Genomic DNA, 22,928 nt, shown 5'->3' on the forward strand with positions numbered 1-22,928 from the left:
TATGGAATTCGAACATCGGCCCGTACTGCTGGCGCCGACGGTGGATGCGCTGTTACAGCCGCATTTCGGTCGTCGCGGTGGCGCCCGCGCGGCTTCCGCGCAGGCGGACGAGGCGGATCCCCGGCTGGCCGGGATCTACGTCGACGGCACCTTCGGGCGCGGCGGCCACACGCGGGAGCTGCTGTCCCGCCTGGGACCGCAAGCCCGTGTAGTGGTGTTCGACAAGGATCCCGTCGCCATCGGCGTGGCGCGCGAGCTGGCCGCCAAGGATGCGCGCGTGACGGTGGTGCACGATGGTTTTGCGACGATGCCTCAGGCGCTGGCGGACCTGGGCATCGGACAGATCGATGGCGTCATGCTGGACCTGGGGGTTTCGTCCCCGCAGCTTGACGATGCAGGGCGAGGTTTTTCTTTCATGCGCGAAGGCCCGCTGGACATGCGCATGGATACGACGCGCGGCCCCACGGTCGCGGAATGGCTGGCGCAAGCCAGTGTGGATGAGATGCGGGAGGTCATAGCGGATTATGGCGAAGAACGGTTTGCTTTTCAGATTGCAAAAACGATTGCAGTTCGCCGCGCAACAGCGCCACTACACACCACGCTCGAACTCGCCGAGCTCGTCGCAGGCGCCGTCCGCACGCGCGAAAAGGGTCAGCATCCGGCCACACGCACCTTTCAAGCTCTACGGATTTACATCAATCGGGAGCTCGAGGAACTTGCTCGCGCCCTCGCGGCAGCTCTAGAGCTGCTGGCCCCGAAGGGGAGGTTGGCGGTGATCAGCTTTCATTCGCTGGAAGACAGGATGGTCAAGCAGTGCATCGCCGCCGCGGCGCGTCCGTCCAGCGAGACCATGCGCCGCATGCCGCTGCGCGAAGATGAGCTGCCGCCCGCCATCATGCATGCACTGGGACGCGTATTGGCCGACGACGAGGAAGTCGCCGGCAATCCGCGCTCCCGCTCCGCCGTCCTGCGCGTGGCCGAACGCACTGACGCACCGCTGCCTGAGGGCGGCATCGCCGCGTTCGTGCCGGGGTTGATGCAGGCAACCGCGCCCGCTAAAACTTCAACCAAGGCGTCAACGAAAGCACAAGCGAAAACCCCGGCGAAAGCCAAGATCCCGGCGCCCACGCGCGGCGCCGGCAAGGGGAGGCGCTGATGGGCAGGATGAGCCTGGTCCTGGCTGTAGTGCTGATGCTCTGCGCGATCTCCCTGGTGACCGCGCGTTATCAGGCGCGCCAGCTGTTCGTCGACGTCGATCGCGCGCAAGCGCAGGCGCGCGACCTGGAAAACGACTGGCGCCGCCTGCAGCTGGACCGTGCCGAACTGGCGCGCAACGCCCGCGTCGATCGCGCCGCGCGCGAAGATCTTAAAATGATTTCCATCGCGCCGGACCGCACGCTGTATCTCAACCAGCCGCCGGTTCCGGTCAACGGAGGGGCGCAATGAAGCGCTTGCCGTTCTTCAACAACCCCGTGCTGCGGGGACAGCTGCCGGCCTGGCGCGCCCGGCTGGTGCTGATTTTGCTGTTCTGCGGCTTCATCACCCTGGGCGGCCGCGCACTCTATTTGCAGGGCATGACCACCGACTTCCTGCAGCAGCAGGGCGAACGGCGCTATGAGCGCACGCTGACCTTGTCGGCGACGCGCGGCAAGATCCTGGATCGTAATAACGTCGTGCTGGCCTCCAGCGTGCCCGCGCGCGCGATCTGGGCGATTCCCGAAGACGCCAACACCGCGACGGCGCCGCAGATGTCCAGCCTGGCCAAGCTGCTGGACATGACGGTGGCCGACCTGACCGAGCGGCTGAAGAACGAGGACAAGAACTTCGTCTACCTGAAGCGCCAGGTGCCGATGGACGTGGCGGACAAGATCAAGCAGTTGGCCATGCCCGGCATCCACCAGCAGCCCGAGACGCGCCGCTACTATCCGGACGGTAACGTCATGGCGCACGTGGTCGGGTTCACCAATGTCGAAGACCAGGGGCAGGAAGGCGTCGAGCTGGCGTTCAACCAGGCGCTGCAAGGCCGCGCCGGTTCGCGCCGCGTGATCAAGGATCGCCTGGGCCGGGTCATCGAGGACGTGCAGGCGGTGACCATGCCGGTGGACGGCAAGGACATCAACCTGTCCATCGATACGCGCTTGCAATACCTGGTGGGCAAGACCCTCAAGGACGCCATCGACCTGCACCATGCGCGCGGGGCCGCGGCCGTCATCATCGATGCGCACACCGGCGAGATCCTGGCGCTGGCAAGCCTGCCCACCTACGATCCCAACGATCGCAGCACCTTCCAGCCTGCGTCCATGCGCAACCAGGCCATCACCGATACGTTCGAGCCGGGCTCGATCATGAAGCCGTTCACCGCCGCGCTGGCGCTGGAACTGGGCCGCATCACCCCCAGCACGCAATTCGAAACCGGCAACGGCCAGTTCCGTTATCAAGGTTCGACCATCAGCGACGTCAGCCGCAATGGCACGCTGACGGTGGCGGGCGTGCTGCTGAAGTCCAGCAATATCGGCATGACGATGATCTCGGAGACGCTGCAGCCGCGCGAGATGTGGGACAAATTCACCGAGCTGGGCCTGGGACAGGCGCCGCAACTGGGCTTTCCCGGCGCCGCGCCTGGCCGCGTGCGGCCGTGGGACCGCTGGCGCCTGATCGAGAAGGCCACCATGGCCTACGGCTATGGCCTGTCGGTGTCGCTGCTGCAGATCGCGCGCGCCTATACCGTGTTCGCCCGCAATGGCGACATGGTTTCGCTGACCCTGGTGAAGCGCGATAGCGAGCCCACCAGCGTCAAGGTCTACACGCCCAAGATCGCCAATATGATCCGCGGCTACCTGGAAGCGGCGGCAGGGCCGGACGGCGCCAAGCTGGCACAGGTGCAGGGCTATCGCGTGGCCGGCAAGAGCGGTACGGCGCGCAAGATCGTCGACGGCAAGTACAGCCGCGAGCGCTATCGCAGTTCCTTCGTCGGCCTGGCGCCGGTGTCGAACCCGCGGCTGGTGATTGCCGTGACCATCGATGAGCCGAAGACGGGCGGCTATTACGGTGGCGCCATCGCCGCGCCGGTGTTTTCCGCGCTGATGGGCCCCAGCCTGCGTATGCTGGGCGTGCAACCCGATGCGCCTTTCCAGTCGACCGTCGTGGCCGGACTGCAGGAGCCGATGCGATGAACGCCCTGGCCGATACGCACGACAATCGCCTGCCTGCCGCCGACATCGTGCACTGGCTGCGCGCGCGTGCGCCGGGCCAGGTCCGTTCTGAAAATGGCCCGCAAGCCCATCTCCGCCTGGATTCGCGCGAGGTCGCGCCGGGCGACGTCTTCGTCGCCTGCCCGGGTGGGACCAGCGACGGCCGTCTATATATAGAGCAGGCAATCCAGCAAGGCGCCGCGGCCGTGGTGTACGAGGCCGCCGGCTACGACGCCGCGCGGGCCGCCGCCGTCACCGCGATCGCTGGTTCCGTGCCGGTTCTGCCCGTGGCCGAACTGCGCGGGCAACTGGGCCGGATGGCCGATATCTGGTACGGCGAGCCTTCCGCCGCCTTGACCGTCATCGCCGTCACCGGCACCAACGGCAAGACTTCCACGGTGCAATGGCTGGCGCGCGCCTTGTCGCATAGCGGCCGTCCGTGTGGCGCCCTGGGCACCCTGGGCGCGACGCTGCCCGATGGCCAGGCGCTGCCCGGACAACTGACCACACCGGACGTGCTGGCCGTGCATCGGCAACTGGCGACGATGCGCGACCATGGCGCCAGCTGCGTCGCCATGGAGGCCTCCTCCATCGGCATCGAGCAGGGCCGGCTGGACGGCGTGCGCATCGGCGTGGCGGCGTTCACCAACCTGACGCGCGATCACCTTGATTACCACGGCTCGATGGACGCCTACGAGGCGGCCAAATCGCGCCTGTTCGACTGGCCCGGTCTGGTGCGCGCGGTGATCAATGCCGGCGACGCCGCGGGCCAACGCCTGCTGGCACGTCTGCCCGCCGGGCTGGCGCTGGCATACAGCCTTGAGGGGCAAGCAGCCGAGGATGCGCACACCCGTGTCGAAACCCGTGCCGAAATCCGCGCCACGGGTTTGAGCGCTACCGCCCACGGACAGATATTCACGCTCGCCACCGCGCAGGGCGAAGCGCAGATCATGACCGGCCTGCTGGGCCGCCACAACGTCGAGAACCTGTTGCTGGTGGCCGGCGTGCTGACCGCGCTGGGCGGTTCGCTTGCCGATGTGGCGCGCGAACTGGCCGCGGCGACGCCGGTGCCGGGTCGGATGGAAGTCGTCGCGGCGCCGCAGGCGCTGGCGGCGCCCGGCCCGCTGGTCGTGGTCGATTATTCCCACACGCCGGATGCCCTGGCGCGCGCACTGGCTGCTTTGCGTCCGGTGGCGCAGGCGCGCGGCGGCCGCCTGCTGTGCCTGTTCGGTTGCGGCGGTGACCGCGACCCGGGCAAGCGCCCGCTGATGGGCGGCATCGCCGCCGCCGACGCCGATGGCGTCTACGTGACCAGCGACAATCCGCGCAGTGAAGCCCCTGACGCCATCATCGACCAGATCCTGGCCGGCATGCCCGCGGCGCGTGCGGTGACGGTGCAGGCCGATCGCGCCCGCGCCATCATGCAGGCAGTGTGGTCGGCGGCTGTCGAAGACGTGCTGCTGCTGGCCGGCAAGGGCCATGAAAGCTATCAGGAAATTGCCGGGCAGCGCCTGCCCTTCGACGATCGTGCGTGGGGCGCGCTGGCGCTGTCCCTGCCGCAGGCGGTGGGTGTGTCGACCGATACGCGCACGCTGAGCGAAGGCCAGGTCTTCGTCGCCTTGAGTGGTGAGAACTTCGATGGCCATGACTATCTGGCGCAAGCCCACCAGGCGGGCGCCCGCGCGGCCGTGGTCGCGCACGCGGTGGATGGCGCGCCGCTGGACCAGTGGGTGGTCGGCGATACGCGCGCTGCGCTGTGCCGCATCGGCGCGGCCTGGCGGGCGCGCTTCGATCTGCCGGTGATCGGTGTGACCGGCAGCAATGGCAAGACCACCACCAAGGAAATGATTGCCGCCATCCTCGCGCAATGGCTGGGCGCGGACCAGCGCCTGGCGACGGCGGGCAATTACAACAACGACATCGGCGTGCCGCTGACGCTGCTGCGCCTGCGGCCGCAACATCGCGCCGCGGTGATCGAGCTGGGCATGAACCATCCCGGTGAAATCGCCGCGCTGACGGCCATGGCCGCGCCCACCGTGGGCCTGGTCAACAACGCCCAGCGCGAGCATCAGGAATTCATGCACAGCGTCGAGGCCGTCGCGCGCGAAAACGGCGCGGTGCTGGCGACGCTGCCGGAATCCGGCTATGCCGTGTATCCCGGCGACGATGCGCATACAGGCGTGTGGGACGAAATGGCCGCCACGCCGCGCGTGCTGCGCTTCGGTCTGCAGGCCGGCCTGGACGTCTACGCCGAAGCGATCGAATGCGATGTACTGTCCACCCGTTGCCGCCTGGTGACGCCGGCCGGTACCGCAGAGCTGACCTTGCCTGTCCCCGGTTTGCACAATCTGCGCAACGCGCTCGCCGCCGTGGCTTGCGGGCTGGCGGCCGGGGCGCCCCTGGACGCCGCCTGCCGCGCGCTGGCCGATTTCAGCGCGGTGAAGGGCCGGATGCAGCGCCAGCAAATGGGTGACGGAACCGTGCTGGTCGACGACACCTACAATGCCAATCCTGACTCGGTCCGCGCCGCGATCGATGTGCTGGCTCAATTGCCGGCGCCGCGCGTGTTGGTGCTGGGTGACATGGGTGAAGTGGGCGCCAACGGACCGGCGATGCATCAAGAGGTCGGCGCCTACGCCCGTGAGCGGGGGATCGACGCCCTGTTCACGCTGGGCACGGCCGCGCAAGCGTCCGCGGCCGCCTTCGGGCCGGCCGGCACGGCGTGCGATTCAGTCGAAGACATCGTGACGGCGACGCGGGCCATGCGGCCCGCCGCCGTATTGGTAAAGGGTTCGCGCTTTATGCGCATGGAGCGGGTTGTGAAGTTGTATTCGAGTGAAGGCAGCCAGGTGCCCACGGCACAGGAGGGCAAGCATGCTGCTTGAGATTGCCCGCTGGCTGTCTGACGATATCCGTACGTTCGGCGTGTTCGAGTACATCACGCTGCGCGCGGTGCTGGCGTGCGCGACGGCCTTGCTGATCGGCCTGATGGCCGGCCCCAAGGTCATTCGTAAATTGACCGCGATGAAGATCGGCCAGGCCGTGCGTGCCTACGGTCCGCAGACCCACCTGGTAAAGACCGGCACGCCCACCATGGGTGGCGCGCTGATCCTCATCTCCATCGGCATCAGCGTGCTGCTGTGGTGCGACTGGAGCAACCGTTTCATCTGGGTGGTGCTGCTGGTGACCTTCGGCTTCGGCGCCATCGGCTGGGTCGACGACTACCGCAAGGTCGTCTACCGCGATCCGGAAGGCATGCGGTCGCGTACCAAGTTCTTCTGGCAGGCCATCATCGGCCTGGTGGCGGCGGTGTATCTGGCTTTCGCCGTGTCGGCGCCGGCCAATACTGAACTGTGGCCCTTGTTCCGCGGCTGGGTGGTGAGCGGCTTCACCATGCCCCTGCCGACCCGTGCCGACCTGATCGTGCCCTTCTTCAAGACGGTGAGCTATCCCCTGGGCGTGCTGGGCTTCGTGGCGCTGACGTGGTTCGTCATCGTCGGCACCAGCAACGCGGTCAACCTGACCGACGGCCTGGACGGCCTGGCCATCATGCCGACCGTGATGGTGGGCAGCGCGCTGGGCATCTTCTCGTATGTGATCGGCCGCGCCGACTATTCCAAATACCTGCTGTTCCCCTATGTGCCAGGGGCCTCCGAATTGATTGTGCTATGCGCGGCGCTAGGCGGGGCGGGCCTGGCCTTCCTCTGGTTCAACGCGTATCCCGCCCAGGTGTTCATGGGCGATGTCGGCGCATTGGCGCTGGGCGGCGCGCTGGGCACCGTCGCGGTGATCGCGCGGCAGGAAATCGTGCTGTTCATCATGGGCGGCGTGTTCGTGGTGGAGACCCTGTCGGTGATGATCCAGGTCACCTGGTTCAAATACACCAAACGTAAATACGGCGAGGGGCGGCGGATATTCCGCATGGCGCCCCTGCATCACCATTTCGAAGTGGGCGGCTGGAAAGAAACCCAGGTCGTCGTGCGCTTCTGGATCATCAGCATGATGCTGGTGTTGATCGGCCTTTCCACCCTCAAGTTGCGATGAGCGTTTCGGACATCTCCGCCCCCGCGCCGGCTCTGGTCCTGATCCTCGGATTGGGCGAGACCGGCATTGCCGCCGCGCGCTGGTGCGCGCGCAGCGGCGCGCGGCTGCGGGTGGCCGACACGCGTGCCGAACCGGCCGGCCTTGACGCTTTGCGTGCGGCGTTGGCAGCGCAAGACGACTTGGCGCCTGAGGATCAGGATCCTGATCACGTGCAGGAACAAAGCAAGTTCCAGGCCCGTGCCGAAGCCGAATTCCACCTGGGCCTGGCTACCTTCGATGCCAGCCTGCTGGACGGCGTGACGCAGGTGGTGATCAGCCCGGGGTTGGCGCCCAACCAGGCGCCGGCGCTCGAACTGCTCGAAGCCGCCGCCGCGCGCGGTATCGAGGTCATCGGCGAAATCGAATTGTTCGCCCGCGCCCTGGCGGCGCTGGCCGATAGCCGCGACTACCACCCGCGTGTGCTGGCCGTCACCGGTACCAACGGCAAGACCACGGTCACCGCCCTGGCACGCCATCTGGTCGAAGCCGCGGGCCTGAGCGCGCGCGCCGCCGGCAATATCAGCCCGGCCGCGCTGGCCGCGCTGATGGATGCGCTGGACGAAAACGACCTGCCGCAAGTGTGGGTACTGGAACTGTCCAGCTTCCAGCTGCACACCACGCACACCCTGTCGGCCGATGCCGCCGTGGTGTTGAACGTCACCCAGGATCACCTTGACTGGCACGGCGACATGCAGGCCTACGCCGCCGCCAAGGCGCGTCTGCTGGGCATGGCCCGTATCGCCATCATCAATCGCGACGACCCGCTCACGGTAGCCATGGTCGAGCGCGTGGAAGGCTTGAACGTGCGCACCATCGGCCGCGACGCACCGACGCTGGTGGGCGACCTGGGCCTGGACCAGGCCAGTGGCGTGGCCTGGCTGGCCGCCTGCGAGCCCAGCGATTTCGATATTCCGGTCGAGGCGCCGAAGCGCCGCAAGAAAGACGCGCCGCCGCCCAGCCGCGACCAGGGCCGCCTGTCGCGCCTGATGCCGGTGGATGCGCTGCTGATCCGCGGCCTGCACAATGCCACCAATACCTTGGCGGCTTGCGCGCTGGCGCGCGCCATCGACCTGGGCTGGGCGCCTTTGCTGCGCGCCGCCCGCGAGTACGAAGGCGAACCGCTGCGCGTCGAGTTCGTGCGCAGCATCGGTGGGGTCGACTACATCAACGACAGCAAGGGCACCAATGTCGGTGCCACCGTGGCCGCGCTGGACGGACTGGGCCAGCAAGTCGTGCTGATCGCCGGCGGCCTGGGCAAGGGGCAGGATTTCTCGCCGCTGGTGGCGCCGGTGGCACGCCATGCGCGCGCCGTGGTGCTGATCGGCAAGGACGGCCCGGAAATCGGCAGCGTGCTGGAATCGACCGGTGTCAGCTGCGTGTTCGCCACCGATATGCGCGACGCCATACGCCAGGCCCATGGCCTGGCCCAGGCCGGCGATGCCGTGCTGCTGTCGCCCGCCTGCGCCAGCATGGACATGTTCCGCAGCTACGTACATCGCGGCCAGGTCTACACCGAAGAGGTGCAGGAACTGGCCCTGGACCAAGGAGAGGTCGCATGAGCCTGTTCGCCGACCTCACCGGCAGCGTCAACGCCGTGCGCCCTGGCCGCACGCGCATGCGCTCCTTCGACATGTCCCTGGTGATCGCGTCGTCGACCTTGCTGGCGCTGGGCCTGTTGATGGTTTACTCGGCCTCCATAGCGCTGGCCGACGGCCCGCGCTATGCCTCCTACGGCCAATACTATTTCGTGGTGCGCCACGCCGCCTTCGTCACCGTCGGCCTGGTGGCTGCCGCCATCACCCTGACGCTGCCCATCCGCATGTGGCAGCGCCTGGCCGTGCCCTTGTTCATGGTGGCGCTGGTGCTGCTGCTGGCTGTGCTGGTGCCGGGCATCGGCCGCGAGGTCAATGGCGCGCACCGCTGGATCCCGCTGGGGCCTTTGAACTTCCAGCCGTCCGAACTGATGAAGGTCGCCGCGCTGCTGTATGCCGCCGACTACACGGTGCGCAAGCAGGAGCACATGCAGAATTTCGTGCGCGGCTTCGTGCCCATGGCCTGCGCGCTCGGCGGCGTGGGCATGGTGCTGCTGCTCGAACCCGACCTGGGTGCTTTCATGGTGATCGTGGCCATCGCCATCGGCATCCTGTTCCTGGGCGGCATCAACGGCAAATTCTTCAGCAGCCTGCTGGGCGTGCTGCTGGGCACCTTCCTGATGCTGATCTGGCTGTCGCCCTGGCGGCGCGCGCGCCTGTTCGCCTATATGGATCCCTGGAACCAGGACAACGCCTACGGCAGCGCCTATCAGCTGTCGCATTCGCTGATCGCGCTGGGCCGCGGCGAATGGCTGGGCGTGGGCCTGGGTGCCAGCGTCGAGAAACTGCACTACCTGCCGGAAGCGCACACCGACTTCATCATGGCCGTGATCGGCGAAGAGCTGGGTTTCGTCGGCGTGCTGCTGGTCATCGCGCTGTTCGCCATCATCGTGCAACGCGCGTTCGAGATCGGCCGCCAGGCCGTGGCCATGGAGCGCACGTTCGCCGGCATGGTGTCGCAAGGCGTGGGCATCTGGTTCGGCGTGCAGGCCTTCATCAATATGGGTGTGTGCCTGGGCTTGCTGCCTACCAAGGGCCTGACCCTGCCGCTGGTGAGCTACGGCGGTTCCGGCGTGGTGATGAACCTGGTAGCGCTGGCCATGCTGCTGCGCGTGGACTTCGAGAACCGGACCATGATGCGGGGAGGGCGGGTATGAGCAATACACCCGGCAATCTCCCAGGCGCCATTGCCACCCGCGCCACCGCGCCCCGCACCGCGCTGATCATGGCGGGCGGGACCGGCGGCCACATCATGCCTGGCCTGGCCGTGGCCGATGTGCTGCGCGAACGCGGCTGGCGTGTGCTGTGGCTGGGCAATCCGGACCGCATGGAAGGCAAGCTGGTGCCGCCGCGCGGCATCGAGATGATGCCCCTGCGTTTCCAGGGCCTGCGCGGCCGCGGCATCAAGGCCGTGTTGCAACTGCCTTTCCGCCTGACCTCGGCCCTGCGCCTGGCCTTGCGCTATCTGTCGTCCCTGCGTCCCGATGTCGTGCTGGGCATGGGCGGCTATGTGGCCTTCCCGGGCGGCGTCGCCGCCGCCCTGCGGCGCGTGCCGCTGGTGGTGCATGAACAGAACGCGGTTGCCGGCACGGCCAACCGTACCCTGGCGCGCATGGCGCGGCGGGTATTGACCGGTTTCCCCGGCGTGCTGCCGCGTGGCGAAGTAATGGGTAATCCGGTGCGCCGCGAGGTTTGCGCGCTGCCCGAACCCGAACGGCGCTACGCCGGCCGCACCGGTCCGCTGCGGCTGCTGGTGGTGGGCGGCAGCCTGGGCGCGCAAGCCTTGAATACCGTGTTGCCGCAGGCGCTGGCGCTGCTGCCGGCCGCGCAGCGGCCGGCCGTGACGCATCAGGCCGGCGAACTGCACATCGAGGTCTTGAAGCAAGCCTATGCACAGGCGGGTGTCGACGCCGACTGCCGCGCCTTCATCGACGACATGGCCGGCGCGCTGGCCGATGCCGACGTGGTGGTCTGCCGGGCCGGCGCGATGACGGTGGCCGAAGTGGCCGCCGCCGGCGTGGCTGCCCTGTTCATCCCCTTGCCCAATGCCATCGACGATCACCAGACCGCCAACGCGCGCTATCTCAGCGACGCCGGCGCCGGCTGGACGCGCCCGCAGGCCGAACTGACGCCGCAGTGGCTGGCACAGTGGCTGGGCGAGCGCAGCCGTGAAGAACTCCAGATGGTGGCGGTCCAGGCACGCGCCCGCGCGTTGCCGGCCGCCGCCCAGCATATCGCCGACGCCTGCGAACAGGCAGCGAGGCGCGCAACATGAAGCACCGTATCCAGCACATTCATTTCGTCGGCGTCGGCGGCGCCGGCATGAGCGGCATCGCCGAGATCCTGCTCAACCTGGGTTACCGCATCAGCGGGTCCGACCTCAGCGATTCGGCCGTCACGCGCCGGCTGGCGGGCCTGGGCGTGACCATCGCCCTGGGCCATGCCGCCGCCCACATCGAAGGCGCCGACGCCATCGTCACGTCCACCGCGGTGGCCGGCGACAACCCTGAAGTCATCGCGGCCCGCGCCGCGCGGATTCCCGTGGTGCCGCGTGCCGTCATGCTGGCCGAGCTGATGCGCCTGAAGCGCGGCATCGCCATCGCCGGCACCCATGGCAAGACCACCACCACCAGCCTGGTGACCAGCGTGCTGGCGGCGGGCGGCCTGGATCCCACCTTCGTCATCGGCGGCCGCCTGAACTCGGCCGGCGCCAACGCCCGCCTGGGGCAGGGCGACTACATCGTGGTCGAAGCCGATGAGTCGGACGCGTCTTTCCTGAACCTGCTGCCCGTGATGGCGGTCGTCACCAATATCGACGCCGATCACATGGACACCTATGGCCACGATGTCGCCCGCTTGAAGAGCGCCTTCATCGAGTTCACCCAGAAGCTGCCGTTCTACGGCACCGCCGTGCTGTGCGCCGACGACGCCAACGTCCGCGAGATCATCCCCTTCGTGTCGCGTCCCGTCACCACCTACGGCCTGGATGGCGACGCCCAGGTGGCCGGCCACAATGTGCGCGCCGATGGCACGCGCATGCTGTTCGACGTGACGCGGCGCGGCCGCAAGCAGGAATTGCCGCCGCTGTCCGTGGCCCTGAACCTGCCGGGTCTGCACAATGTGCGCAACGCGCTGGCCGCCATTGCCGTCGCGTCCGAGCTGGGCGTGGACGACGAGGCCATCCGCGGCGCGCTGGAATCCTTCCACGGCGTCGGCCGCCGCTTCACCCACACGGGCGATTTCCCGGTGCCGGCCGCGCATGGCGGCGGCTCCTTCACCGTCATCGACGACTACGGCCACCACCCGGTCGAGATGGCCGCCACGCTGGCCGCCGCGCGCGGGGCCTGGCCCCAGCGCCGCATCGTGCTGGCCTTCCAGCCGCATCGCTATACCCGTACCCGCGACTGCTTCGAGGATTTCGTGCGCGTGCTGGGCACCGCCGACGCCGTGCTGTTGACCGAAGTCTATGCCGCCGGCGAGGCGCCCCTGGTGGCGGCCGACGGCCGCGCCCTGGCGCGCGCGCTGCGCGTGGCCGGCAAGATCGAGCCCGTCTTCGTCGAGGACGTGGCCGAACTGCCCGCCGCGGCGCTCGATTTCGTGCGCGATGGCGACGTCGTCATCATCATGGGCGCCGGCTCCATCAGCCGCGTGCCCGCGCAAATTGGAGAACTGGCATGACCATTGCCCCCCAACAATTCGGCAAGGTCGGCGTGTTGTACGGCGGCCGTTCGGCCGAACGTGAAGTGTCCATCATGTCCGGCACCGGCGTGCACGAAGCCCTGGTGAGCGCCGGCGTCGATGCCCATCTGTTCGACACCGGCCGGCAGACTTTCGCCGACCTGGAGCAGGCCGGTTTCGACCGCGTCTTTATCGCGCTGCACGGCCGCTATGGCGAAGACGGCACCATCCAGGGCGCGTTGGAGCTGCTGGGCATTCCCTATACCGGCAGCGGCGCGGCCGCCTCGGCGCTGGCCATGGACAAGGTGATGACCAAGCGCGTGTGGCTGCAGCATGGCCTGCCCACGCCGGCCTTCGAAGTGCTGGGCGAGGACACCGAACTGCGCCTGGTGCCCGATCGCCTGGGCCTGCCCCTGATGATCAAGCCGCCGCATGAAGGTTCGACCGTCGGCATCAGCAAGGTGCGCGGCTACTCCGACATGAAGGAAAGCTATGCGCTGGCCGCGCGCTTCGACAGCGAAGTGCTGGCCGAGCAATTCATCACCGGCCGCGAGCTGACGGTGGCCCTGCTGGGTACCGGCCGCGGCGCGCGCGCACTGCCGGTGATCGAGATCGTCGCCCCCGGCGGCAACTACGATTACGAAAACAAGTATTTCTCCGACGACACGCAGTACTTCTGCCCGGCCGACCTGCCGCGGGACCTGGCGAGCGAGGTGCAGCGCATCAGCGTGGCCGCGTATCGGGCGCTCGGCTGCGAAGGCTGGGGCCGCGCCGACCTGATGCTGGACAAGGACAACCGTCCCTGGCTGATCGAGATGAATACGTCGCCGGGCATGACCAGCCATTCCCTGGTGCCGAAGGCGGCCCAGGCTGTTGGCATGAGCTATCCCGAACTGTGTGTTTCCATTCTTTCCGAGGCCGCGCTCAAAGTGCGCGCCCCGGCCCGTAACGCTTGACCTGGAAGATCCGTGTGGAACGACGCTCGCACCACCAACCTCATCGCGAATACGCTGGCCGTGTTCGCGGTGCTGGCCATGCTGGCCGGTGGGGTTGTGTGGCTGGCCAAGCGGCCGTATTTCAATCTGGCCGCCATCGAACTGGAGCCCATGCCGGACTCGCAGTTGCACTATGTGTCGCCCGCCAGCGTGCGGGCCACGATAGCCGGCGAAATGGCGGGCAACTTCTTCACGGTCAACCTGGACAGTGCGCGGGAGCTGTTCGAGTCGGTGCCCTGGGTGCGGCATGCGTCGGTGCGCCGGATCTGGCCCAACACCCTGCGTGTGCGTATCGAGGAGCAGCAGCCGCTGGCGCTGTGGAACGAGAACCAGATGATCAACACCTGGGGCGAATCGTTCACGGCCAACACCGGCGAGCTGGACGACGAGGACGCGTTGCCGCATTTCTCCGGGCCCGATGGCAGCGAAAGCCTGGTGGTGCAGCGCTATGCCGAACTGGCGCGCTGGTTCGCGCCGCTGGACATGCATGTGCAGGAACTGGATCTGAGTGCGCGCTATGCCTGGCGCGCGAAGCTGTCCAACGGTCTGTTGCTGGACCTGGGCCGCGATCCGGGCGCGGACGCGCCGGATCCCAACGGGCCGCCGGGTGCCTTGCCGTTCGCGGCGCGCATCCAGCGTTTTGTGCAGGCTTGGCCAGCCTTGGTGTCGAAACTGGAGGGCCGTGCGGTATTGCAAGCCGATCTACGTTATCCCAATGGCTTTGCCCTGGCGCTGGCGCCGCTGCCCGAACCCGAAAAATCGAAATCGAAACCTACCCCCAAGAAGCGTTGACAACATGACCCGTGACATCAAGGACCTAATCGTCGCCCTCGATATCGGCACCAGCAAGGTGGTGGCCGTGGTCGCCGAGATCCTGCCGGAGAACCGCTTCGAGGTGCTGGGCCTGGGCCAGCACGAGTCGCGCGGCATGCGCAAGGGCGTGGTGGTGAACATCGAAACCACCGTCAATTCCATCCAGCGTGCGCTGGAGGAAGCGGAGTTGATGGCGGATTGCAAGATTCGCGACGTCTACACGGGCATCGCCGGCAGCCATATCCGCAGCTTCAACTCCAGCGGCATGGTGGCGGTGAAGGACAAGGAAGTGACGTCCACCGACGTCGCCCGCGTGATCGAAACCGCCAAGGCGGTGAACATTCCCACGGACCAGCAAGTGCTGCACGTGCTGACGCAGGAATTCATCGTCGACGGCCAGGAAGACATCCGCGAACCGATCGGCATGAGCGGCTTGCGCCTGGAGGTGCGGGTCCATATCGTGACGGGCGCGGTGAGTGCCGCGCAAAACATCGTCAAATGCGTACGCCGTTGCGGCCTGGAAGTTCAGGACCTGATCCTGCAGCCCCTGGCGTCCAGCCTGGCCTGCCTGACCGCGGATGAAAAAGAGCTGGGCGTAGTGCTGGTGGACATCGGTGGCGGGACCACCGATGTGGCGATATTCACCGGTGGGGCGATCCGCCATACTGCGGTGATTCCGATCGCCGGCGACCAGATCACCAACGATATCGCGGCCATGTTGCGTACACCCACGCCGGACGCCGAGGAAATCAAGCTGCGCTACGGCGTCGCCAAGCAGGTGCTGGCCAGCCCCGAGGAAACCGTCGAGGTGCCGGGCCTGGGCGATCGTGGTCCGCGCCTGGTCAAGCGCCAGGCGCTGGGCGCCGTCATCGAGCCGCGCATCGAAGAGTTGTTCACCCTGGTGCAGCAGGTCGTGCGCGATTCCGGCTATGAAGACCTGCTGGCGTCGGGCGTGGTCCTTACCGGTGGCTCCGCGCAACTGCCTGGCATGGTGGAACTGGCCGAAGACGTGTTCCTGAAGCCGGTCCGCGTGGCGGTGCCCGAGTACGAAGGCAGCCTGGCCGACGTCATGCGCAATCCGCGCTTCTCGACGGTGATGGGCTTGCTGCAGGAAGCACGCATGCAACGAGTGCGAGGCCGTAAGGTTGCCGCGCAGACAGGAAATTTCAAAAGCCTGCTGACGCGAATGAAAGAGTGGTTCATGAACTAACGGTCCTTGCGTTTGATTGCGTGTGATGCGCAAGGGCTAGTAAGAAGCAGTGTCTGCAGTTCAGCGTTTAATAAGAACAGCACTTAGTTGGTAAGTATTTAGTAGTTCACGTCAATTAGTAGTGGCGCCAATTGGTAGTTGGTAGCAGACTGCCAGGGGCTTTGAATTTACGTGTGCAGTGATAGTTTTGCAGTAGCAAAAGGGTAGCGGGCTGTCGCCGATACCCGGGGCGCGTCAAGATCGTTGACGACGCGCTGACGGAGGCGCTTCAAACCCGTTGCGGGTCACAGGACCGGCATCGGCTTTGAGGCGATTCACAGAGAAAGCGGCAACGGGGAATTTCTTGTGATTTGCGTTTAAGACTTGAGGGAGTCGTCAATCATGATGAACTTTGAAATGTTGGATAACAGCACCAAAGGCACCGTAATCAAGGTGGTTGGTGTTGGTGGCGCCGGCGGCAATGCCGTGGCACATATGATTCGTAACGGCGTCAATGGCGTGGATTTCATCTGCGCGAACACTGACGCACAGGCACTGGCGGCGACCAACGCGCCCGTGCAGATTCGCCTGGGCCGTACCGGCCTGGGTGCCGGCGCCAAGCCGGAACAGGGCCGTGCTTCGGCCGAAACCGCGCGCGAAGAAATCCGCGCCGCGCTCAATGGCGCCCACATGGTGTTCATCACCGCGGGCATGGGCGGCGGCACGGGTACGGGCGCGGGTCCGGTCGTGGCCGAAGTGGCCAAGGAACTGGGCATCCTGACCGTCGGCGTGGTCACCAAGCCGTTCACGTTCGAAGGCAACAAGCGTTTGAAGATGGCCGAGGACGGCATCGGCGAACTGGCCAAGCACGTTCACTCGCTGATCGTGGTGCTGAACGAAAACCTGTACGACCTGATGGACGAGGACGCGACGCAGGAAGACTGCTTCAAGTCGGCCGACGACATCCTGCACAACGCCTGCGCCGGCATTGCTGAAATCATCAATGTCGAAGGCAACGTCAACGTCGACTTCGAAGACGTGAAGACGATCATGGGCGAGCAAGGCCAGGCCATGATGGGTACCGCCAGCGCCGCCGGCGCCGACCGTGCCCGCGTCGCCGCCGAGCACGCCATCGCCTGCCCGCTGCTGGAAGGCATCGACCTGCATGGCGCCCGTGGCGTGCTGGTGAACATCACCGCCAGCCGCTCGCTGAAGATGCGCGAAACGCGCGAAATCATGGAAACCATCCGCGGCTACGCTTCGGATGACGCCACCGTGATCTTCGGCACGGCCTATGACGAGTCGATGGGCGAAAACCTGCGTGTGACCGTGGTCGCCACCGGCCTGGGCCGCGCGCAGAGCCGTCCGCAACTGGTTCAAAGCACGGCTGAAGTGCTGCGCACCGGCACCGACAACCTGCCGATGGGCGGTATGCAACACACTGGCGGCGCCGCTCCCCAGGGCGACTATCGCAATCTGGACATGCCGTCTGTGATGCGCAATCCGCGCAGCCAGGCGTCGGCCCAGGTGCGTGCCCTGGAAAGCTCGGGTATGGATCACTTCGATATCCCGGCGTTCCTGCGCAAGCAGGCGGATTGAACTTAGCTTCATCCGGCGGCTCCAACCTCCCTGGTCTCCGGCCGCGCGCTGTCCCCGCGCGCGGCCGGAGGGGATTTCTCCCTTGTGCGATGTAATCAGGGACGATCTACGCGTCTCGGTTTGTCGCTGCATTGCAATAGGGTTACACTCCTTGGATTAAGTTGGCATCTGCAGCGATCTTGCCGGCCTATCCTCAAAAATAAGATTAATTCCCATGTTCCGTCAGCGCAGCATTCAAAATCTGGTCAAAACGACCGGGGTGGGCGTCCACTCCGGCCGTCGGGTGGAACTCACCTTGCGCCCTGCCGCGCCGAACACGGGAATCGTTTTCCATCGCATCGACCTGCCCGAGGTCGTCGATCTGCCGGCGCAAGCGACCGGGGTCGGCGATACGCGCATGGCATCGGTGCTGCAGCAGGGCAATGTGCGGGTCTCCACGGTCGAGCACCTGATGTCGGCACTGGCCGGCCTGGGCATCGACAACCTGCACGTCGACCTGACCGCTGAAGAAGTGCCCATCATGGATGGCAGCGCGGCGACTTTCGTCTACCTGCTGCGCTCGGCCGGCATCGTGGAACAGAACGCCCCCAAGCAGTTCATTCGCGTGCTCAAGCCGATCGAAGTGCGCGAAGGCGAAGGACGCAATGAAAAGTGGGCGCGCCTCGAACCGCATGACGGTTTCGCGCTGGCTTTCTCCATCGACTTCCGCCATCCGGCCATCGACTCCACGGCGAATTTCGCCGAGATCGACTTCGCCACCCATTCGTACACGCGCGAAATCGCCCGTGCTCGTACCTTCGGCTTCGTCAACGAGGTCGAGGCGCTGCGCTCCATGGGCCTGGCCCGTGGCGGCAGCCTGGACAACGCGATCGTCATGGACGAGTACCGCGTGTTGAATAGTGACGGCCTGCGCTACGACGACGAGTTCGTCAAGCACAAGATCCTGGACGCCATCGGCGACCTGTACCTGATCGGCAAGCCCCTGGTGGCGCGCTACGTGGCGTGCAAGTCCGGCCACTATATGAACAACCAGCTGGCGCGCGCGCTGCTGGCCCAGCAGGAAAGCTGGGAAATGGTAACGTACGAGTCGCAAGCGGCCGCGCCCCAGGCCTTCCGCTACGAGTGGAAGCTGGCGTAATCCGAACGACGGGCGCATCCCGGACTGGTTTGCCTGGCCGGCGGTTTTCGAACTGGCGCTTTGGGGTGGAAACCATCCCCGGGGCGGCGATCATCCCCGGATCAGCATCCTGGACCCGAGCACTTTCAGGATCCAGATCCCGGTTTGTGATGCTTCAGCAGCCGTGCCACGGCGTCGGCCAGCGTGCCTGGCCGCAGGTTTTTTTGCAAAGTGGCGAACGCTTCCAGCGCTCGGTCATCCAAAGGCGCGGCCTCCCGTGGCGGGGGCGGCGCGGCAGGGGGCAGCAGCCCGGCGTGCACCTTGACGGAAATCTCGTTGAGATGCCAGCCGGCCGCCGCCAGGGCCTGCGCCACGCGTGGTGCCATCTGGCGCAGTTTCGCGGCGTGCGCGGCACTTGGCACGGCCAGTTGCAACTTATCGGTTTCAAGCCGTGCCACACGGCACACTTCGCCCAGCGCTGGGGGTAGGATCTTGGCCACGGTAGCTTGTACCTGCATATGCAGGCGGGCGGTGGCCAGCATGCCGGCGGCATGATTGTCATGCCCCAGCCATCGCAACGCGGTAGCCTGCTGGCGACCCGGCGCGGAGCGCGGACGACGGTATGGAATCTTTTTCATGCCGGACTAGAAAGGATAGCGAGCTTTGAAGATAGTCATTATGCATGCCCGTGGCGGTTCGGACGGGCATTTGACCCTCGGGGGCAGCCGCCTGGCCTTGCTGCTGGGCGCCTTGCTGGCGCTGGCTGCAATGATAGGCGCCTACAGCGCATCCATGTACCGCAATCTGTCCGCCCCGCAGGTGGGCAGCGATGCGACGCCCCTGGCTTCCGAGCAGGCGGTACGCAATGCCGCCTTCGTGCGTGACAACCTGAACATGCTGGCGGGGCGCGTGGGTGCCTTGCAGGCCAAGCTGATCGGCATCGACGCCCTCAGCCGGCGCCTGGCCGCGGCGGCGGGCGTGACGCTGACCGACCCCGCTGCCAACGCGGGCGCTGCCATGCCGCAGGCGGATGCGTCGACGGGTGTGGCGCCGGGTGCTGCACAGCAGGCGGCCGCCGGACAGCCGGTCATGGCCTCGACGGACCCGCAGGCCGACGACGTCATGGACGACAACTTCACGGATCGCGCGCCCCCTTCGCTCGATCCCGGCTCGGCCCAGGCCCTGGGGCGCCAGCTCGATGATCTGCTGGCCAACGCCTCGGCCCAGTCCAGCACCATGGACATGCTGGATGCCGCGCTGTCGCGCCGTTCCGGCGACTTGGCCCGCCTGCCCACCTCCATGCCGCTGGAAGGCTATGCCTACCTGAGTTCATCCTACGGCTGGCGCCGCAACCCGGTGACGGGCCGCTACGCCATGCACGAAGGCGTGGACTTTCCCGCGCCGCGCGGCACCCCCATCGAAGCCGCCGCCGGCGGTGTGGTAACCGAAGCAGGTCCCGAAAGCGGTTACGGGAATATGCTGGAAATCGACCACGGCGACGGCATGAGCACGCGCTACGCGCATGCCTCCGAACTGCTGGTAAAGAAAGGCGACGTGGTCGAACGCGGCCAGATCGTCGCACGGGTCGGATCCACCGGCCGCTCCACCGGCTCGCATCTGCATTTCGAAGTGCGGCTGGCCGGCCAGCCGCTCGATCCCAAGCTCTTCATCGGTCCGCCCGCGACCGCTCCGCCGACGCTGGCCGCTGCGCCGTCCGCCAAGGGCGGCTGAGTGTGACAGGCACGCCTGCGCTTTTGGCTCTACAGGCGTGACATTCCCGTCACCCGCCCGGGGCTTTGTCCCCAGGTGCGTTACACTCGATCGTTTGCCAGCGGACGCGTCCGCTCCACCAACTAAAAGATCGCCGCACGGCGGGTTTCCCATGTAATGGAGGCCTGGCGGGCGGCCCCAATACGCATGCTTTTTCTGCTCAAGAAACTCATCGGCAGTCGCAACGACAGGTTGCTGAAGCAATATCGCCAGACCGTCGGCAAGATCAACGGGTTCGAGTCCAGCATCGCCGCGTTGTCGGATGAAGCGCTGGCCGCCAAGACCGACGAGTTCCGCAATCGCTACAAGCAGGGCACCTCGCTGGACGACCTGTTGCCGGAAGCCTTCGCCGTGGTGCGCGAGGCTGGCAAGCGGGTTTTCGGCATGCGCCACTTCGACGTGCAGATGTTGGGCGGCATCACGCTGCACAACGGCAAGATCGCCGAAATGCGTACCGGCGAAGGCAAGACGCTGATGGCGACGCTGCCGGTGTACCTGAATGCCTTGTCCGGCCGCGGCGTGCACGTCGTGACGGTCAACGATTACCTGGCCCGGCGCGATGCCGAGTGGATGGGGCGCCTGTACCGTTTCCTGGGGCTGTCCACCGGCGTGGTCGTGCCGCAGCAGCCCAACGAGGAAAAGAAGGCCGCCTATGCGGCCGACATCACCTACGGTACCAATAACGAATTCGGCTTCGATTACCTGCGCGACAACATGGAGTACCGCATCGAGGACCGGCGCCAGCGCGAGCTGGCCTACGCCATCGTCGATGAAGTGGACTCCATCCTGATCGACGAAGCGCGCACCCCGCTGATCATCTCCGGCCAGGCCGAGGATCACACCGAGCTGTACATCCGCATGAACGCGGTGCCGCCGCTGCTCACCCGCATGACGACGGAGCCCAAGCCGCAGGAGCCGGAACCGGAAGGCGACTACTGGGTCGACGAAAAGAGCCAGCAGGTTCACCTGTCCGAGGCCGGCCACGAGCATGCCGAGCAGATCCTGGGCCGCCTGGGCCTGCTGCCGGAAGGCGAATCGCTGTACGACCCGCGCCATATCGCGCTGATGCACCACCTGATGGTCGCCTTGCGCGCCAACACCCTGTTCTTCCGCGACCAGCAATACGTGGTGCAGGACGGCGAAGTGGTCATCGTCGATGAATTCACCGGCCGCCTGATGGCAGGCCGCCGCTGGTCCGACGGCCTGCACCAGGCCGTCGAGGCCAAGGAAGGCGTGAAGATCCAGAACGAGAACCAGACGCTGGCGTCGATCACGTTCCAGAACTACTTCCGCATGTACGACAAGCTGTCGGGCATGACGGGCACGGCGGATACGGAAGCCTACGAGTTCCAGGAAATCTACGGGCTGGAAACGGTCATCATCCCGACCAACAAGCCCATGGTCCGCAAGGACCAGAACGACCAGGTCTTCAAGACCAATCCGGAAAAGTACAACGCCATCCTGGAAGACATCCGCGACTGCCATCAACGCGGTCAGCCGGTGCTGGTCGGTACCACCAGCATCGAGAATTCCGAGTTGCTGTCGGGTTTGCTCCAGCGCGCCAAGCTCAAGCATGAAGTGCTCAACGCCAAGCAGCACGCGCGGGAAGCGGAGATCGTGGCCGAGGCCGGCAAGCCTGGCCACATCACCATCGCCACCAATATGGCGGGCCGCGGTACCGACATCGTGCTGGGCGGCAGCGTCGACAAGCAGGTCGACCTGATCCGTGCCGATGCCGACGTCAGCGAGGCGGACAAGGAAGCGCGCATCGCCAAGATCCGCTCCGAATGGAAGCCGATGAACGAGCAGGTCAAAGCCGCCGGCGGCCTGCGCATCATCGGCACGGAGCGTCACGAGTCGCGCCGTATCGACAACCAGCTGCGTGGCCGTGCCGGCCGCCAGGGCGATCCGGGTTCCTCGCGTTTCTACCTGTCGCTGGAAGATCCGCTGATGCGCATCTTCGCGGGCGACCGTGTGCGCGCCATCATGGAACGCCTGAAGCTGCCCGAAGGCGAGCCCATCGAGGCGGGCATGGTGTCGCGTTCCATCGAGACCGCACAGCGCAAGGTGGAAGGCCGCAACTTCGACATCCGCAAGCAATTGCTGGAATACGACGACGTCGCCAACGACCAGCGCAAGGTGCTGTACTCCCAGCGCAATGACGTGCTGGAGGCTGCTTCGGTCAGCGAGACCGTGGAAAACCTGCGTGACGCCGCCGTCACCGACATGTTCCGCAACTATGTCCCGGCCGAGTCGGTCGAGGAACAGTGGGACATTCCCGGCCTGCAGCGCTCCCTGGAAGGCGACTGGCAGATCGAGCTGCCCCTGGGCGCCATCCTGGAGAAAGAACCCAACCTGACCGACGAAGACCTGCACGAGCGTGTGCTGCAATCGGCGCGCGAGATCTATCGTGCCAAGGCGACGCAGGTGGGCGCGGAAGCGTGGGCCCAGTTCGAACGCTCCATCATGTTGCAGGCGATCGACCAGCATTGGCGCGAGCATCTGTCTTCGCTGGACTTCCTGCGCCAGGGCATCCATCTGCGCGGCTATGCGCAGAAGAATCCCAAGCAGGAGTACAAGCGCGAAGCGTTCGAATTGTTCTCGGGCATGCTGGACCGCATCCGCGACGATGTCGTGCGCGTGCTGATGACCGTGCGCATCCAGTCGCAGGAGCAGGTTGCCGAAGCCGAGGCGGAAGCCGCGCAATCGCATGTGCAGAACGTGCAGTACCACCACTCGGACTACGACGAGGCACTGGGCGGCCAGGACGACCAGCCGCAAGGCCAGGCGCCCCAGCGCAATGTCCTGCCCAAGGTGGGCCGCAACGATCCCTGCCCTTGCGGCAGCGGCAAGAAGTACAAGCAGTGCCACGGCAAGCTGGCCTGACCGGCACAGCCTGGA

At 66.2% G+C, this 22,928-nt stretch carries 17 protein-coding genes; 16 read left to right on the top strand and 1 reads right to left on the bottom strand.

Translation table 11 applies throughout. From position 1 onward, the window contains the following. Window position 1 precedes the first annotated feature (1 nt). From rsmH to lpxC, 14 genes are all read left to right on the top strand, one after another. Entirely contained in the window at window positions 2-1,156 is a 1,155-nt protein-coding gene (rsmH, locus tag CEY05_RS22370; RefSeq protein ID WP_088599482.1) for a 16S rRNA (cytosine(1402)-N(4))-methyltransferase RsmH, read from the top strand. Next, a complete protein-coding gene (gene ftsL, locus CEY05_RS22375) occupies window positions 1,156-1,446 on the top strand; it encodes a cell division protein FtsL (RefSeq protein WP_088599483.1) in 291 nt (96 codons plus the stop codon). The genes rsmH and ftsL overlap by 1 nt, the downstream gene beginning before the upstream one ends. Beyond that, entirely contained in the window at window positions 1,443-3,173 is a 1,731-nt protein-coding gene (locus CEY05_RS22380; protein ID WP_088599484.1) for a penicillin-binding protein 2, read from the top strand. The genes ftsL and CEY05_RS22380 overlap by 4 nt, the downstream gene beginning before the upstream one ends. Then, on the top strand, window positions 3,170-6,076 hold the full coding sequence (gene murF, locus CEY05_RS22385; RefSeq protein WP_088599485.1) for a bifunctional UDP-N-acetylmuramoyl-L-alanyl-D-glutamate--2,6-diaminopimelate ligase MurE/UDP-N-acetylmuramoyl-tripeptide--D-alanyl-D-alanine ligase MurF: 2,907 nt from the start codon (window positions 3,170-3,172) through the stop codon (window positions 6,074-6,076). The genes CEY05_RS22380 and murF overlap by 4 nt, the downstream gene beginning before the upstream one ends. Next, complete coding sequence (mraY, locus tag CEY05_RS22390) at window positions 6,066-7,235, top strand: phospho-N-acetylmuramoyl-pentapeptide-transferase (protein ID WP_088599486.1); 1,170 nt, start codon at window positions 6,066-6,068, stop codon at window positions 7,233-7,235. The genes murF and mraY overlap by 11 nt, the downstream gene beginning before the upstream one ends. Next, window positions 7,232-8,833, top strand: a complete 1,602-nt coding sequence (gene murD, locus CEY05_RS22395; protein ID WP_088599487.1) for a UDP-N-acetylmuramoyl-L-alanine--D-glutamate ligase — start codon at window positions 7,232-7,234, stop codon at window positions 8,831-8,833. The genes mraY and murD overlap by 4 nt, the downstream gene beginning before the upstream one ends. After that, window positions 8,830-10,023 (top strand): putative lipid II flippase FtsW, encoded by a 1,194-nt coding sequence (gene ftsW / locus CEY05_RS22400; protein WP_088599488.1) that lies wholly within the window; start codon window positions 8,830-8,832, stop codon window positions 10,021-10,023. The genes murD and ftsW overlap by 4 nt, the downstream gene beginning before the upstream one ends. Further along, entirely contained in the window at window positions 10,020-11,141 is a 1,122-nt protein-coding gene (gene murG / locus CEY05_RS22405; RefSeq protein WP_088599489.1) for an undecaprenyldiphospho-muramoylpentapeptide beta-N-acetylglucosaminyltransferase, read from the top strand. The genes ftsW and murG overlap by 4 nt, the downstream gene beginning before the upstream one ends. Beyond that, window positions 11,138-12,544 (top strand): UDP-N-acetylmuramate--L-alanine ligase, encoded by a 1,407-nt coding sequence (murC, locus tag CEY05_RS22410; RefSeq protein WP_088599490.1) that lies wholly within the window; start codon window positions 11,138-11,140, stop codon window positions 12,542-12,544. Before murG ends, murC begins: the two co-directional genes overlap by 4 nt. Next, window positions 12,541-13,500, top strand: a complete 960-nt coding sequence (locus CEY05_RS22415; RefSeq protein ID WP_088599491.1) for a D-alanine--D-alanine ligase — start codon at window positions 12,541-12,543, stop codon at window positions 13,498-13,500. The genes murC and CEY05_RS22415 overlap by 4 nt, the downstream gene beginning before the upstream one ends. A gap of 12 nt (window positions 13,501-13,512) precedes the next feature. After that, window positions 13,513-14,331: a cell division protein FtsQ/DivIB gene (locus tag CEY05_RS22420; RefSeq protein ID WP_088599492.1), complete on the top strand. Its 819-nt coding sequence runs from the start codon at window positions 13,513-13,515 to the stop codon at window positions 14,329-14,331. Between the two features lie 4 nt (window positions 14,332-14,335). Then, on the top strand, window positions 14,336-15,562 hold the full coding sequence (gene ftsA / locus CEY05_RS22425; protein WP_088599493.1) for a cell division protein FtsA: 1,227 nt from the start codon (window positions 14,336-14,338) through the stop codon (window positions 15,560-15,562). Between the two features lie 381 nt (window positions 15,563-15,943). Further along, complete coding sequence (gene ftsZ / locus CEY05_RS22430) at window positions 15,944-17,140, top strand: cell division protein FtsZ (RefSeq protein WP_088599494.1); 1,197 nt, start codon at window positions 15,944-15,946, stop codon at window positions 17,138-17,140. Between the two features lie 214 nt (window positions 17,141-17,354). Beyond that, window positions 17,355-18,278, top strand: a complete 924-nt coding sequence (gene lpxC / locus CEY05_RS22435; protein ID WP_088599495.1) for a UDP-3-O-acyl-N-acetylglucosamine deacetylase — start codon at window positions 17,355-17,357, stop codon at window positions 18,276-18,278. A 125-nt stretch (window positions 18,279-18,403) separates the two neighbouring features. On the opposite strand, the gene CEY05_RS22440 is transcribed toward lpxC, so the two are convergent. Continuing rightward, window positions 18,404-18,895 carry a DciA family protein gene (locus tag CEY05_RS22440; RefSeq protein WP_088599496.1) on the bottom strand — a complete coding sequence of 164 codons (492 nt, stop codon included), beginning with the start codon at window positions 18,893-18,895 and terminating at the stop codon, window positions 18,404-18,406. Window positions 18,896-18,935: 40 nt separating this feature from the next. On the opposite strand from CEY05_RS22440, the gene CEY05_RS22445 reads away from it, so the two are divergent. Beyond that, window positions 18,936-19,988, top strand: coding sequence for a M23 family metallopeptidase (locus CEY05_RS22445; RefSeq protein WP_088599497.1), 1,053 nt, complete (start codon window positions 18,936-18,938; stop codon window positions 19,986-19,988). Window positions 19,989-20,174: 186 nt separating this feature from the next. Continuing rightward, window positions 20,175-22,913, top strand: a complete 2,739-nt coding sequence (gene secA / locus CEY05_RS22450) for a preprotein translocase subunit SecA (RefSeq protein WP_088599498.1) — start codon at window positions 20,175-20,177, stop codon at window positions 22,911-22,913. The last annotated feature ends 15 nt before the right edge of the window (window positions 22,914-22,928 follow it).

The organism is Achromobacter sp. HZ34 (assembly GCF_002209485.1).
In the GTDB taxonomy this organism is placed as follows: Bacteria; Pseudomonadota; Gammaproteobacteria; order Burkholderiales; family Burkholderiaceae_B; genus Bordetella_C.